The sequence below is a fragment of the Peribacillus psychrosaccharolyticus ATCC 23296 genome (assembly GCF_000305495.1).
Classification (GTDB): Bacteria; Bacillota; Bacilli; order Bacillales; family DSM-1321; genus Peribacillus; species Peribacillus psychrosaccharolyticus.
This window is the reverse complement of the sequence record NZ_AJTN02000221.1, coordinates 66,733-79,849: the sequence shown is the minus strand read 5'-3', so window position 1 is coordinate 79,849 and position 13,117 is coordinate 66,733. Positions and strand designations below refer to the sequence as shown.

15 protein-coding genes are annotated in these 13,117 nt (G+C 36.9%); 1 reads left to right on the top strand and 14 read right to left on the bottom strand.

Annotation, left to right across the window (positions count from 1 at the left end; translation table 11 throughout):
• Positions 1 to 45: 45 nt before the first annotated feature.
• From WYK_RS16675 to WYK_RS16640, 9 genes are all read right to left on the bottom strand, one after another.
• Positions 46 to 639, bottom strand: coding sequence for a tyrosine-protein phosphatase (locus WYK_RS16675; protein WP_051387603.1), 594 nt, complete (start codon positions 637 to 639; stop codon positions 46 to 48).
• Positions 640 to 671: 32 nt separating this feature from the next.
• Positions 672 to 1,358 carry a CpsD/CapB family tyrosine-protein kinase gene (locus tag WYK_RS16670; RefSeq protein WP_040375602.1) on the bottom strand — a complete coding sequence of 229 codons (687 nt, stop codon included), beginning with the start codon at positions 1,356 to 1,358 and terminating at the stop codon, positions 672 to 674.
• Positions 1,348 to 2,085 (bottom strand): YveK family protein, encoded by a 738-nt coding sequence (locus tag WYK_RS16665; protein WP_040375601.1) that lies wholly within the window; start codon positions 2,083 to 2,085, stop codon positions 1,348 to 1,350. The genes WYK_RS16670 and WYK_RS16665 overlap by 11 nt, the downstream gene beginning before the upstream one ends.
• Positions 2,086 to 2,464: 379 nt before the next feature.
• Positions 2,465 to 3,493 (bottom strand): class I adenylate-forming enzyme family protein, encoded by a 1,029-nt coding sequence (locus WYK_RS26060; RefSeq protein WP_268870065.1) that lies wholly within the window; start codon positions 3,491 to 3,493, stop codon positions 2,465 to 2,467.
• Positions 3,494 to 3,513: 20 nt separating this feature from the next.
• Positions 3,514 to 4,011: an AMP-binding protein gene (locus WYK_RS26055; RefSeq protein ID WP_268870064.1), complete on the bottom strand. Its 498-nt coding sequence runs from the start codon at positions 4,009 to 4,011 to the stop codon at positions 3,514 to 3,516.
• Between the two features lie 150 nt (positions 4,012 to 4,161).
• Positions 4,162 to 4,599 carry a PaaI family thioesterase gene (locus WYK_RS16655; protein ID WP_040375600.1) on the bottom strand — a complete coding sequence of 146 codons (438 nt, stop codon included), beginning with the start codon at positions 4,597 to 4,599 and terminating at the stop codon, positions 4,162 to 4,164.
• A 24-nt stretch (positions 4,600 to 4,623) separates the two neighbouring features.
• Positions 4,624 to 5,538 (bottom strand): SDR family NAD(P)-dependent oxidoreductase, encoded by a 915-nt coding sequence (locus WYK_RS16650; protein ID WP_040375599.1) that lies wholly within the window; start codon positions 5,536 to 5,538, stop codon positions 4,624 to 4,626.
• Between the two features lie 761 nt (positions 5,539 to 6,299).
• Entirely contained in the window at positions 6,300 to 6,962 is a 663-nt protein-coding gene (locus WYK_RS16645) for an HAD family hydrolase (protein ID WP_040375598.1), read from the bottom strand.
• An 82-nt stretch (positions 6,963 to 7,044) separates the two neighbouring features.
• Positions 7,045 to 7,794: a gamma-glutamyl-gamma-aminobutyrate hydrolase family protein gene (locus tag WYK_RS16640; RefSeq protein ID WP_040375597.1), complete on the bottom strand. Its 750-nt coding sequence runs from the start codon at positions 7,792 to 7,794 to the stop codon at positions 7,045 to 7,047.
• A gap of 339 nt (positions 7,795 to 8,133) precedes the next feature.
• Between WYK_RS16640 and WYK_RS24595 the strand changes: the two genes are divergently transcribed.
• Positions 8,134 to 8,313 carry a hypothetical protein gene (locus WYK_RS24595; protein WP_152526489.1) on the top strand — a complete coding sequence of 60 codons (180 nt, stop codon included), beginning with the start codon at positions 8,134 to 8,136 and terminating at the stop codon, positions 8,311 to 8,313.
• A 283-nt stretch (positions 8,314 to 8,596) separates the two neighbouring features.
• On the opposite strand, the gene speD is transcribed toward WYK_RS24595, so the two are convergent.
• The 5 genes from speD to WYK_RS16615 all read right to left on the bottom strand — a co-directional run bounded on the left by speD (position 8,597) and on the right by WYK_RS16615 (position 12,922).
• On the bottom strand, positions 8,597 to 9,409 hold the full coding sequence (speD, locus tag WYK_RS16635) for an adenosylmethionine decarboxylase (RefSeq protein WP_040375596.1): 813 nt from the start codon (positions 9,407 to 9,409) through the stop codon (positions 8,597 to 8,599).
• A 117-nt stretch (positions 9,410 to 9,526) separates the two neighbouring features.
• Positions 9,527 to 10,186 carry an ABC transporter permease gene (locus tag WYK_RS16630; protein ID WP_040375595.1) on the bottom strand — a complete coding sequence of 220 codons (660 nt, stop codon included), beginning with the start codon at positions 10,184 to 10,186 and terminating at the stop codon, positions 9,527 to 9,529.
• 15 nt (positions 10,187 to 10,201) lie between these two features.
• Positions 10,202 to 11,113 carry an osmoprotectant ABC transporter substrate-binding protein gene (locus tag WYK_RS16625; RefSeq protein WP_040375594.1) on the bottom strand — a complete coding sequence of 304 codons (912 nt, stop codon included), beginning with the start codon at positions 11,111 to 11,113 and terminating at the stop codon, positions 10,202 to 10,204.
• A 12-nt stretch (positions 11,114 to 11,125) separates the two neighbouring features.
• Positions 11,126 to 11,776, bottom strand: coding sequence for an ABC transporter permease (locus WYK_RS16620; RefSeq protein WP_040375593.1), 651 nt, complete (start codon positions 11,774 to 11,776; stop codon positions 11,126 to 11,128).
• A complete protein-coding gene (locus WYK_RS16615; protein ID WP_040375592.1) occupies positions 11,777 to 12,922 on the bottom strand; it encodes a betaine/proline/choline family ABC transporter ATP-binding protein in 1,146 nt (381 codons plus the stop codon).
• Positions 12,923 to 13,117 lie beyond the last annotated feature (195 nt).

Genomic DNA, 13,117 nt, shown 5'->3' with positions numbered 1-13,117 from the left:
TTAAGAGATAAGCATCTTGGAGTGAAAAATCCTCTTGAGGTACAGTTATGTGCATCCGATGCAATGAGATGAACCCACGCTGTGCTCTATCATTTTCTCAGAAAACGATTTTATTTTCTTACCAAATGAACCAGTAATGCTTCCCGCAGTAACTTGTGTCAAAGCTCCTTCTTGGATTAAATGATATAAGATAGAAGGATTCATCAGGATTTCCTTATTTCTCTCAGGATGAACGATAATAGGGGTAATGCCTCGCAATAATAGTTCATAGACATGGTCATGCGTATAATCTGGTACTTGATTTGAAGGAAGTTCTATTAATAGATACATGCCCTTATTGTCTAAAGTCAGTATTTCATCTCGATCTAATGATTTAAATAGATCTTTATGTATTCTTACCTCCTGGCTGGGATATATGGTAAGTGGAATGTCTAACTGTTTTAGATGTTTCTCTAACTCACGCACTTTTTCCAAAATATCTATCTTCTTATTTTCATAGAATTCATTTAAGTGATGCGGGGAGGCAAATAGATGGGTAATGCCTGCCGTAACAGCTGAATTGGCCATTTCGATAGAATCTAAAAGATTCATAGGCCCATCATCAACATCGGGTAAGATATGAGCATGGACATCAATCAACCATCACACCCCGTTTCAACTTCATTTTAAACTTATATATACTGATAATAATATTCGTTTTTATGGCCTTCCACACCATTTAAAACCACCCCAAGTAATTGTCCATTGGCATTATCTAATAATTCTTTTGCTTTCACTGCACTGTCCTTATGTGTTTTCCCGCTGGTCACAACAAGAATTATGCCATCACTTTTATTGGCAACAATTTGTGGATCAGTAACAGCTAGAATAGGAGGAGTATCGTATATTACATAGTCAAACTTTGTTTTTAAGTCTTCCATTAACACTTCCATGGTTTTAGAGTTTAACAAATCAGTTGGATTAGGCGGTATAGGTCCGCTCGTTAAAATGGTTAGATTAGGAACATGTGTCTTGTTAAGAGCAGAATCTAGTTTAGATTCTTTTGTTAATACACTAGTCAGCCCCACTGAGTTACTTATATTAAATGAGTAATGAATAGAAGGCTTTCTTAAATCAGCATCAACTAGTAAGATATCACTTCCCTGCTGTGCTAAAACTATGGCTAAATTCGCTGCAGTGGTAGATTTTCCATCTGCAGATTCAGGAGATGTAACGACAATAGACTTAATTTCCTGATCGACTGAAGAAAACATAATATTATAACGAATCAAACGATACTGCTCATTAACCGGTAAATTAGGATAGTTATGGGAGATTAAGTTTACAGCTCGCTTTTCTTTTACATCTTTACGACTCATTCATTTCACTCCTTATTCTATTAGCAGTATTATTTTTACTCTTTTTTTGTGTTGATTTATCAAACTTACGAATAGAACCTAAAACCGGCAGATTAAGAAGTGCCTCCAACTCTTTGGAATCTTTCACCGTGTTGTCCAGGTAATCTAAAAGAAAAGCTAAACCGATTCCAGCCATTAATCCAACTACGACAGCAATGGCAATATTCAAAAGATTATTAGGCGTTACAGGTGCAGGATTATCCGGTAGATTTGCTTTAGCCAAAATACTGACATTATCGATGTTCATGATGTTTTTAATTTCTTTTTGGAATGTTTCAGACACAGTGTTTGCAATGGTAACTGCCAATGCTGGATCACTATTTTCAACCGTAAGAGAGAATACTTGAGAATTATCTTGGCTGTTAATTGTCATCGTATTACTGAGAGATGTGACACTTTGATTAAGATCTAACTGATCAATAACTTTTTCTAATATGGCAGGACTCTTTATGATGACACTGTAAGTTTTAATGATTTCTACATTACTGCTTAACTTTGTGACATCAAGTTGATTCTCTGTATCTTTTGGATTGACTAAAATTTGTGTAGATGCCTGATATATTGGAGTTAAAACAAAATAAGAAATACTGCCGCTAATTAATACAGCTCCTACAGTAATTAACACGATAAGTATCAAGCGTTTTTTTAACGTGTAAAAAATATCCTTTATACTAATTGTCTCTTCCATAATTGCCTCCTATATGATCATTCTTCGATAACGTTCTAATCAGGAAACTCTAAGTCCTCCTTCCAATCTGCAAAACTAATTCTTTAATAGAAATTAACCGTACTTAATAAAGAACAAACAGACGAAATGTATAATCTATTTAGTAATAGAAGATGAAATTTGTGGATGTTAGTATCCAAAACAGAATGAATTACAAATTCCAAAAAGTAACTTTATAAAGAACACATTTCAATATTATTTGCTTTTGCAAACTATTAAACTCATTATAGTTCTAAATAAAGAACAAATCAATAAATTTTTCTTAATATCTATTTGTTAAAAGCTTCGGTAAAAACAAAAAATAACACCATCCACTGTGAACGGTGTTTTCTCCGTTTAATTACAGGGAAACCTCCCTGAGTGCTATTTTAAGAATCTTTCCCGATGCATTTCGAGGTAGTTCATCTAGAAATTCTATATATCTAGGTTTTTTATAGGATGCAAGTTCGCTTTGGCAGTATACAATGACCTCTTCCTTCGACAACGCACTCTCTTGTTCCAGGACAATATATGCAAGGACACTTTGTCCCCATTTTAGGTCTGGAATGCCCACGACTGCAGATTCACGAATAAATGGATGGGTATTCAATGTATTCTCTACTTCAGTTGAATAAATATTTTCTCCACCGCTGATAATCATATCTTTTTTTCGATCGACGACATAAATAAATCCTTCATCGTCCATACGGACTAAGTCACCACTGTGGAACCACCCGCCTGTGAAAGCTTCACGGGTTGCTTCGGGATTTTTATAATATTCTTTCATCAAGGTGGGGCCCTTGTAAAGAATTTCTCCGACTTCACCAAGAGGTACATCATTCAAATCGTCATCAACCACTCGAATTCGAACATTGATACAAGGTTTTCCTACAGAATTTGTTTTCCGAAGGGAGTCCTCTGGCAATAAGTTTGTGGTAGTCGGACTCATTTCTGTTTGACCAAAGGCTTCATATATTCCGGCCGAAGGGAACATTTCTTTAATTTTTAATTTTAGCTCTAATGGACAGATGCTGGCTCCAGTGGAACATAGTTTCATTGAGCGAACATCATAGTCAGTAAAGTTAGGTACATTAAGTAATGCAGCCCACATCGTCGGCACGAGAAACAGCGAATTTATTAACTCTGTTTCAATCGTCTTTAATACAGTAATAGGTTCAAACTGATTCATTAAAACAAACGTACCTTCATTAAGACAATTTTGTACCAACAGCGACAAGGTAGCTACATGAAATAAAGGCGGAAGAATAATCGTTTTTGTATGCTGTTCCTGATTGAGGCTGCTCATCTTATTCATACCATTTATATAAAAATTTTTGTGGGTTAATACGACACCTTTGGGTTCGCCCGTTGTCCCGGATGTATATACAATTACATGAGGATCATGATCATTTAGCTCTTCTCGTGTTTCATATGGGATTTTCTTTCTAAGATGGAAGAATAGACGATAGAGGAACTCCCCGAAGGTTCTTCAGTCACAATCACTTCCTCAATGTGAGGAAGTGATTCTCTAATATCTTCGAAAGACTTCAAAAAATCTGTTTCTAAAAAAATGAATTTAGCGTCGGAATGATGAATAATTTTGGACCATTCTTTTAGCGATAATCGATAATTCTGTGGTACGATCACCGCTCCAATTAAGCTGCAAGCAAAATACAACTCCACAAATGGTATTCCATTTTTATAAATACAAGCTACTTTGTCATTTTTTGTGACTCCCTGTCTTTGCAGCCATCCTGCTAGATAAGAAGAATTCCTATAGAGTTGTTTAAATGTAATTACATGATCATTGTGAATAAAGGCTGTTCGATTTGGTGAATAATGAACAGCTGATTTTAATGCTTCCCCAACAAGCAATTGCTGGGAAGCATGTAATTCGAGTAAGCTCAAAATAATCCCCCCATTTTTTTTAATTCTCTAGTTCCAAATTGTTCAATTTCCTTTTTTTCTTCTAACACTCTCTATTCCGACCTGTTTTCATAACATAAGAGCCTTCTCAGTGAATTTTTTCGCCATCGCTTTGCTGTAATGGTGACGGTTTTATTCTTCATTGTTTTCAATCGCTCCCTTCTTTAAATGTCGCATAATTTTAAAGGTACCAATTGCCTTGGAAACAACCTTTCCGCTTTTATCGCTTACTTCTCCCTCTGCCGTAACAATACTATTTCCTTTCTGAATTATTTTTGCGGTGGCTGTAATGATATCCTGCTCTTTAAGTGGAGAAAAGTAATTGATATTCATACTAATCGTTGTAATTGGATTTTTGACAGTAGAACGCACAGTTGCCCCCATCACGCTATCCAATAGTGAAAAATAAACCCCTCCATGCGCGGTATCATTAACATTAAGATGGGAATCTTTAATTGTAAGCTGCAACACAACATCCCCTTCTAAAAAATGTTTAACCTCAATTCCTATATGTTTATTGAATGGGCTGTTTATAAACAGGTCTTCTTGGATTTCGATTGTTTCCTCCATCTCTTTCACCTCTTTTATGTAAAATTAGACAATTGGGGGATAGGGAAACACATCCCCCGAGACTTCTAGCTTAGAGAATCCTGATCTTAACGCTTCTATTCCCTGTTCCCCAATTGAGTCAACAGACCATCCATCCAAATTAGACACAGACCGAATCGGACGCGGTTGTGAAAACAGGACAATTTCCTTTCCGCGCACACCAAATAGTTGTCCAGTAACGTCTTTTGCTAAGTCGCTTGCCAGGTAACCAGCAAGCGGTGCAATATGTTCCGGACGCATTTGCTTGATTTTTTCCACCCGTTCCTTTTGATCAGGTGACTCTGAGGGGATCGAACCAATCAATCTGCTCCAGGCAAACGGTGCAATGGCATTGGCACGTACATGATAACGCTGCATATCTAGAGCTGTTGATTTGGTTAAACCAACAATCCCAAGCTTTGCTGCAGCGTAGTTGGCTTGACCGATATTCCCAATCAAACCTGATGTCGATGTGAAATTAATAAAGCAACCACTTTTTTGCTCCTTGAAATAGCCTGCCGCTGCTCGAGTCATGTTGAACGAACCTTTCAAATGTACCTTAATCACGCTATCCCATTCCTCTTCTGACATGTTAAACACCATTCGGTCCCGAAGAATACCGGCATTATTTATAACCGTATCTATTCTCCCGAAACTTTGGATCGCTGTTTCAATGATTCTTTCAGCACTTTGGAATTCAGAAACCGAATCATAGTTTGCAACTGCTTCCCCGCCTGCCTCTTTGATTTCATTGACCACTGCATCAGCTACTAGAAGGTCTTCACCACTTCCTTCTGCACTGCCGCCCAAATCATTAACAACTACTTTCGCTCCATCTTTCGCCATAAGTAAAGCCATCGCTCTGCCAATCCCGCGTCCTGCACCAGTTATGATTACCACTTTACCTTCTAAATTTCTCATATCTTCTAACCTCCATTTTGTATTGTTCATTCTATTTCTGTTCAATTAATTTTCGACGTAATACTTTTCCGACAATGTCTTTGGCAAATCCTCTTTGAACTCTATCAATCTCGGAAGTTAATAGTTTGTAAACTTTGTTTTACACCAGTCCTTTAATTATTGTTCCCCAATACTCCATGATTTACGTTTTCCTTATACTAGATTTCTTGTCACAATAGACGGCGCTTCTGTTAAGGCATAGGATTCAAGGATTTGAGCTCCCTTTTTTTGACCCGCAAATCTTTAAACTAGTTAATCCGGTTTCTCGTTGTTAGGTGAACCGGTATTGTTGGTTACCCGATATTCGTTAATTGCTCTAGCAACAACTCTGGTTTGCATTTTTCAACGTTGATGAATGTAGCTCCCATAAAGATTGCTTGATTTAGCTGAGTCATATACCCATTGCATAAAATAATGCAAGAATCATACCAGTTTTTCATCTGAGTAAAAGAGAACTATCAGTTACTTTTTGTCCGAAAAGCAAGACATATGTCTTGATTTTATACATACGCTCAATAAAATCGAGAAAATGTAGTAAAAGAACAGAAAAGAAAGTACTATCCAAAAAGGATGTACCTACACCTCTTTTCTGTAGAATCAAGATGATCGGTGTCTTATTTTGTGTACACTCTGTAGAAGATATGAAACGAATCTGCGTATTCTCAAGAAACTAGTTTCCATAAAAAAGAAGCCATCGAAACACATGATGGCTCAAACACATTCTATTTAAGTTGAGAGATATAGGAAATGACTTCATCTAAGGTTTTTTCTTTTTTCGACTTCAATCTTAACGCCACTTTTTCGTGAAAAATCAACGTACTCGTTGTCTCGTTTGGGACGATGACACATGGAATACCAGCTCGAATGGCAGCTAACGATCCGTTAGCTGAATCTTCAAATACGATTGCCTCTTCCGGTTGGAGTTTAAAATAATTAATCGTTTTTATGTAAAGTTCTGGATCCGGTTTAACCTTTTTAACATCATCTGATGTGTGTATACAATCAAAATAAGGTAAGATGCCTAACCTTTCAAGATAAGTAGTAACCCACTTTTTTGAAGAACTTGAAGCAATAGCTAGTTTTAAGCCTAGCTCCTTGCCCCTGATTAAATACTCTAAGACCCCTTCCCTTGGTTGTATATCTATTGTTAACTGCTCATATTTAGCATTTCTTTCTAGATCAAGTTTCTCTAACACAAGATCTTTTTTTGCATGTAACAGCTCGTCAAAAGGGTTAAAGGTACCTTGTGTTCCAATGTTTTCAAGCCAGCGTTGATGTGGGAAGGGAATCTGATGCTCTTCATAAACCTGTTGATACGACTGAATTTCATAGGTCTCAGTATCTAAAATTAATCCATCAAAATCAAAAATAATTGCTTTTATCACTACAGCTTCTCCTCTTCTACAATAGATTTACTAGTAATCCTAAAAAAGCTGTGCAGGCATTAATCTGCATAGCTCGGTAAATTTAACTTATATGAAGTCTATCTGCAGAAAATCCATTTTGATAAGCCGCTTGGATGAAGGACTGAAAAAGCTGCTGTGTGAGGACGTCTTTACTTGCCATGCTTTCTGGATGCCATTGTACACCAATTCCGAAGGGATGGTTTTGTACTTCGACTGCCTCAATTACCCCATCTGCTGCAACTGCCACTGTTTCTAAATCTTTTCCTACTGCCTTTATAGATTGGTGATGAAGACTATTTACATCAAGGCTAGTTTTTTGGAAAATTTGATAAAGCTTGCTGTTTTCAGTAATCATGACAGGATGAAACGTATTTGAACGATGTGTTATTTGGCTATGGGGGTGGGCTGTAGTCAGCTGACTCGGTATATCTTGATATAATGAACCTCCACAAACAACGTTAAGAATTTGAATCCCTCTACAAATCGCTAGAAATGGTTTTTTTCGTTCTAGAAGTAATTGAGTAAGGTAAAACTCCGCTGCATCACGATCATGGTATACAAATCCAAGCTTAGGATGGCGTGCCTCTCCAAAGAATGCTGGATCGATATCTTCACCTCCGCTCAAGATGAACCCATCACATAATTCAAAATAAGCATTTAGCGTGGGTTGGTCTGCAGCCGGTAATAGTAAGGGGATACCACCTGCTTGGATGACTGCACGATGATAATCGTGATGAACATAAACCCCCTCTGAATTTAAGCTTTGCTTTGTATATGCACACGTAATCCCAATAACCGGTTTTTTATCCATTTTGCACCCCACTAACCACTTCTCTAGGTAATAAAGTGGTTTTTTAGTAATAGTATACACATTTTCCAGGGAACAGTCACAGGATTAATTTCGAATATTCTTTAAATATCTTGTCTTGATCAATTGTTTACGATTGAAGGAAAAAATCATGGCTCAGTAAAGAAAGGTTAACTGATTCCGCCCTTAAAGCAGAATAGGTTTTTAAATGAAGAAATCTCGTAAACTTATCTTCTGAGGAAAGGAGATAACTCTTTCTAAAAAAAATGTGTTGTTATCTTACTATACTTGTCCAATCGAAAAACCTTAAGTGGAATAGTATACATTATAAAGATTCAGGAGGTGATTTTATGTGTAACGAATCAAGTCGCCGTGAAAGCAAATGTCGTTCTAGAAGACGTCGTTGCTGCAGAAATGAACATCGACATGAGCATTTCCATTTCCACCAACGTTCCAGTAACCGTTTCTCTCATCGTTTTTGGGATGAAGAATTCGATTTCTAGAATGAATAGTACTAAATAAATGTAACCACCTTTATACGGTTATCAAATCGGAACAAGCTTTTCCGTGTTCTAGAAAAAACAAAAGACATCCTGCATGCAAACTGCTAGAAAAATAGCGTTACATGCAGGATTACTTTTAGAAGTGGTAGGTGCGTTGGTTGCATCTAGTTCACTACTATAATTCAAATGGCTTATTTTTTGCGTTATTATTTATTCCTATTTCCAGTGTGAAACGACAGGTTTTACCATACATATCTACATTCTGATTAACTTAAACTACCTTTTTAAAAGAAAAATACTGTTTATTCCTTTTTTATATTCTTCCCGAAAAATATTTCATCCATTTCTTCTTTAAGTTTGCTGGTAATTTCCTCAATTTCCGACGCTGCTAATTTATCTTTTTTGTAACCAAACAAATAATTATCCAACTCAAATTCTTTTAGTCTGCATTTCGTGTGAAAAATATTTTCTTGGTATACATTTACATCAATCATATCGTATAAATCTTTACTATCTTTTGGTATATAGTTTTGAATGGATTGAATATCATGATCGATAAACAATTTACTGCCATTTTTGTCTCGAGTAAAGCCCCTTACACGGTAGTCCATTGTCATAATATCGGTATCAAACGAATGAATTAAATAATTTAATGCTTTTAGCGGCGAAATTTCACCACATGTTGAGACATCGATATCGGCACGAAATGTACTAATTCCTTCGTTAGGATGGAATTCGGGATAAGTATGGACCGTGATATGACTTTTATCAAGCTGCATTACAACGGATTCAGGCAATGGACCTGGTGTTTCGTCATAAGAATCTATTGGTACTTCAACAACGGGACCCTCTGATACGAGCATCGTTACACTGGCACCCTGGGGGAAATAATCCTGTTGAGCTACATTTAATACATGTGCTCCAATAATATCTGTTACATTTTTCAGTATTTTAGTCAATCTTTCCGCACTATACTGTTCATCGATATACGCTATGTAAGCTTCACGTTCAGCTTTTGTTTTTGTATAACAAATATCATACATATTAAAACTAAGTGATTTAGTTAAATTGTTAAATCCATGTAATTCAATTGTGTTCGTTGCTGTGTTCGTCATCTGGACACTCCTTAATCTGTTATAATATGTAGTATTTACCCTAATAATCAAAAGAAAAAACTGAACTCATAGAAAAAAGGCAGCTATTTTTCAGCTGCCTTTACAATTTAAGCGGCTCTAGCCCGTCTTTTTTTTCGTTTTTATTGGCGAAAGCCATTTTTCCAAACGCCCTAGCAATAAATCTGCAAGTACAGCCATTAAAGCTGTTGGTATCGCACCAGCAAGGATAACAGCCGTACCATTTGAAGCATTGGTTCCACGTACGATGATATCACCAAGTCCACCGGCACCAACAAAGGTACCGATCGCTGTTACACCGATTGCGATGACGAGTGCTGTACGCAATCCAGCCATAATAACAGATAGCGACAAAGGTAATTCAACCATCCATAGCATTTGAAATTTAGTCATTCCCATCGACTTTCCTGCCTCTAGGTAAGCATGTTCAATTCCTGTAATTCCAACATAGGTGTTTCTCAGAATAGGTAGGATGGAATATAAGAAGAGTGCGACAATGACTGTATTTGCACCAAGCCCCATCACTAACAAAAGTAAGGCAAGCATTGCTAGTGCTGGAATCGTCTGAATTACGTTGGTTATAGAAAAAACAACTTGGCTCAATTTTCGATGCTTAGCAATAACAATTCCAAGTGGAATGGCAACAATGGCTGCGAAAAACACACCATAAGCGGACATTAAAAAGTGCTGATAAAATTCTGTTAACACATATAATCCATTTTGGGAATAATACATCCCTAATTGCTGTAGTACGTCCAAAAATGCTCACCCTCCTTATTCAAAATAATGATTTTTCACTAAGAATTCAGCAGCTACGACTGATGGTTCTTTTAATTTCGCATCCACCTCATAGTTTAATTCCTGCATGGTTTCTGTTGTAATCGTTCCAATCAATTTTTTCAGTTGTGAATCAATCTCTGGAAAACGTTCCAGTGCCTCGTCGGTAATAACCGGTGAGCAATCATAAGGAGGGAAATACTGCATATCATCCTCTAAAAGCTGAAGGTCATATGCTTTAATTCGTCCGTCTGACGAATAAGCAAGTACGATGTCCATTTTTTCATTCTTAACCGCATCATAAACTAGACCGATTTGCATCGGATACGTCTTCCCGAATTCCATGTTATACGTTTCAATAAATCCAGGATAACCGTCACCCTGGCGTTTTAACCAAGCGGAGTCTACCCCAAGACTTAAGGTATCCGCATCTTCTGCTAAATCAGAAATCGTTTTATACTGTTTTTCTTCTGCTAATTTTTTTGAAATCGTAAAAGCATAGGTATTATCAAAACCGTATGAATCATAAAAAGTAAACTGATATTGTTTTTTGAATACTTTTTGGACAGTTTCCATTGCCTTCACGGGATCTTTAATCGCTTCTTGACCAAGAACACTCGTTAAATCGGTCCCGGTATAACGAGTTGCTGCTATATCAATATCCCCTGATTCCATCGCTTTTTGCTGAACAAAATTGGAACCAAGATTTTTAATAATCGCTGTTTTATTATCAGTATTACGCTCAATAAGCTGACTAATCATATTAGCAAGTATTTCTGATTCAGTCATACTTTGTGCACCAATTTTTATAGTTTGATCTGAAGCAGAATTAAGTCCCGGCAGTGAACAGCCGGTTATGAGTGCACTAATTACTAAAAGTCCAATAAAACTTCTTGTTTTCTTCATCATCTATTCTCCACCTCACACACTCTTAATACCTTTCATCCCTTTAGGAACAACTTTCTTCTCAATCGCTGAGAATACCAAGTCAACTAAAATCGCCATGATAATAACAGGAATTGCTCCAGCAATGATGTACTCTGTTTGATATAAATTCAATCCTATGAAAATATAATCTCCTAGACCACCGCCGCCAATAAATGAAGCTAGCGTTGCCCAGCCAATTAGATAAACAGAAGCCGTTCTAATTCCAGCCATAATGATTGGTAATGCTAATGGGAATTCGACTAAGAACATTCTTTCCCATGCTGTCATTCCAATCCCTCTGCCAGATTCCAACAAATTCGGATTGACTGATTGAATACCTGTGTATGTATTTCGTAAGATTGGTAAAACCGAATAGAAAAATAATGCCACAATAGCTGGAGTTTTCCCAACGCCAAGTAAGGGAATGAAAAATGCGAGGACGGCTAAGCTTGGCAGCGTTTGAATAATATTAGCCACGCCAATGATAAGCGGTGCACCTTTTTTCATTCTTGATAAAAGGATACCGAGCGGCACGGCAACAAGGATTCCGAATAAGACAGCGGTTAGAGAGATATATAAATGCTCCCATGCCTTATGAAGGATTTCCTCCCAGTTCGTTTGTAAAAATTCATACATGGTATTCATCTACTCCTTCTCTAAAACTTCCAGCTCTTCTTCACCCCAAATGTTGTCATAAACAATGTCTACAAGTGTAGAGCGTGTTACGATTCCCACTAAGTGTTTTTTATGATCCACAACTGGAACATTTTTATAGCCCTGTTTTAAGATCTTTTGAACAACATCGCGAATCAAACTAGTTTGTTGAACCGAAAAAATACTCGTATTCATCACATCACTGATGGAAGTAGCAACCTTCCGTTTTTCATTTATCGTTTCTACGTCAACAAACCCCTTAAGCAAATTTTGTCCATCTACTACAAGCAGTGAATCTACACGTTTTTCGCGCATAAGGGCAATGGCTTGTGAAAGTGTCTTTTCAAGTGTGATTGAAATAGGCATAGTATTCATAATTTGCTGAACCAGCTCTACATCCGGAAGAGTTTGAAGCATTCTGTCTTTTCCGATAAATTCTTCAACAAAAGCATTAACCGGATTTCTAAGAATTTCATCTGGAGTTCCTACCTGGACAATTTCCCCACCCTTAAGGATAACAATTCGGTCAGCAAGTTTAATCGCTTCATCCATATCATGTGTAACGAAAACGATTGTCTTATCAAGAGTTCGCTGTAAGTTTTTGAATTCTTCTTGTAAAGCGTCTCTTGTAATCGGATCCAACGCACCAAAGGGCTCATCCATTAAAATTAAAGGCGGGTTGGATGCCAGTGCTCGTAATACTCCGATCCGCTGCTGTTGTCCGCCGCTAAGCTCATTAGGATACCGGTCTAGAAATTCAGGATCCATATCCACCAGCTTCAGCAATTCTTCCGCACGTTCTCTTTTCTCGTTTTCACTCCATTTGAGTAATTTTGGAACAAGCATCATATTTTCATAGATGGTCATGTGAGGAAACAGACCGATTTGCTGAATGACATAGCCTATTTGTCTTCTTAAGTCGACAGGATCCTTTTCTAGAATATTTTCACCATTTATATAAATAGCTCCCTCTGATGGTTCAATTAATCTGTTTATCATTTTCATTGTGGTTGTTTTTCCACATCCACTTGGGCCGATAAAGCAAATGAACTCGCCTTTCTTTATTTCAAGTGAAATATTATTAACTGCCTTTTTCTTCCCTTTATAAACTTTCGAAATATTTTCAAGCTTAAGCAAAGCAAGCACCTCCATAAAAATTTTCAGCAAATTTTCTCGCCATTCTCTATTGTAGTATAAAGTTTGTAAAATAAAAAGTTTACAAACTTTATATAAAGAATTTTTTTATTATTTTCCTATACAAGCTACTGTTCATTCAAAAATAATTATGTTATGTTGCTGTTACCACTGTTTATTTTTGAGAGGAAGAATCTG

What these genes read in the sequence shown, in the direction of transcription:
- WYK_RS16670 (WP_040375602.1), bottom strand. Translation starts at nt 1,358, where the DNA reads ATGAGTCGTAAAGATGTAAAAGAAAAGCGAGCTGTAAACTTAATCTCC.
- WYK_RS16665 (WP_040375601.1), bottom strand. Translation starts at nt 2,085, where the DNA reads ATGGAAGAGACAATTAGTATAAAGGATATTTTTTACACGTTAAAAAAA.
- WYK_RS16655 (WP_040375600.1), bottom strand. Translation starts at nt 4,599, where the DNA reads ATGGAGGAAACAATCGAAATCCAAGAAGACCTGTTTATAAACAGCCCA.
- WYK_RS16650 (WP_040375599.1), bottom strand. Translation starts at nt 5,538, where the DNA reads ATGAGAAATTTAGAAGGTAAAGTGGTAATCATAACTGGTGCAGGACGC.
- WYK_RS16640 (WP_040375597.1), bottom strand. Translation starts at nt 7,794, where the DNA reads ATGGATAAAAAACCGGTTATTGGGATTACGTGTGCATATACAAAGCAA.
- speD (WP_040375596.1), bottom strand. Translation starts at nt 9,409, where the DNA reads ATGACGAACACAGCAACGAACACAATTGAATTACATGGATTTAACAAT.
- WYK_RS16625 (WP_040375594.1), bottom strand. Translation starts at nt 11,113, where the DNA reads ATGATGAAGAAAACAAGAAGTTTTATTGGACTTTTAGTAATTAGTGCA.
- WYK_RS16620 (WP_040375593.1), bottom strand. Translation starts at nt 11,776, where the DNA reads ATGAATACCATGTATGAATTTTTACAAACGAACTGGGAGGAAATCCTT.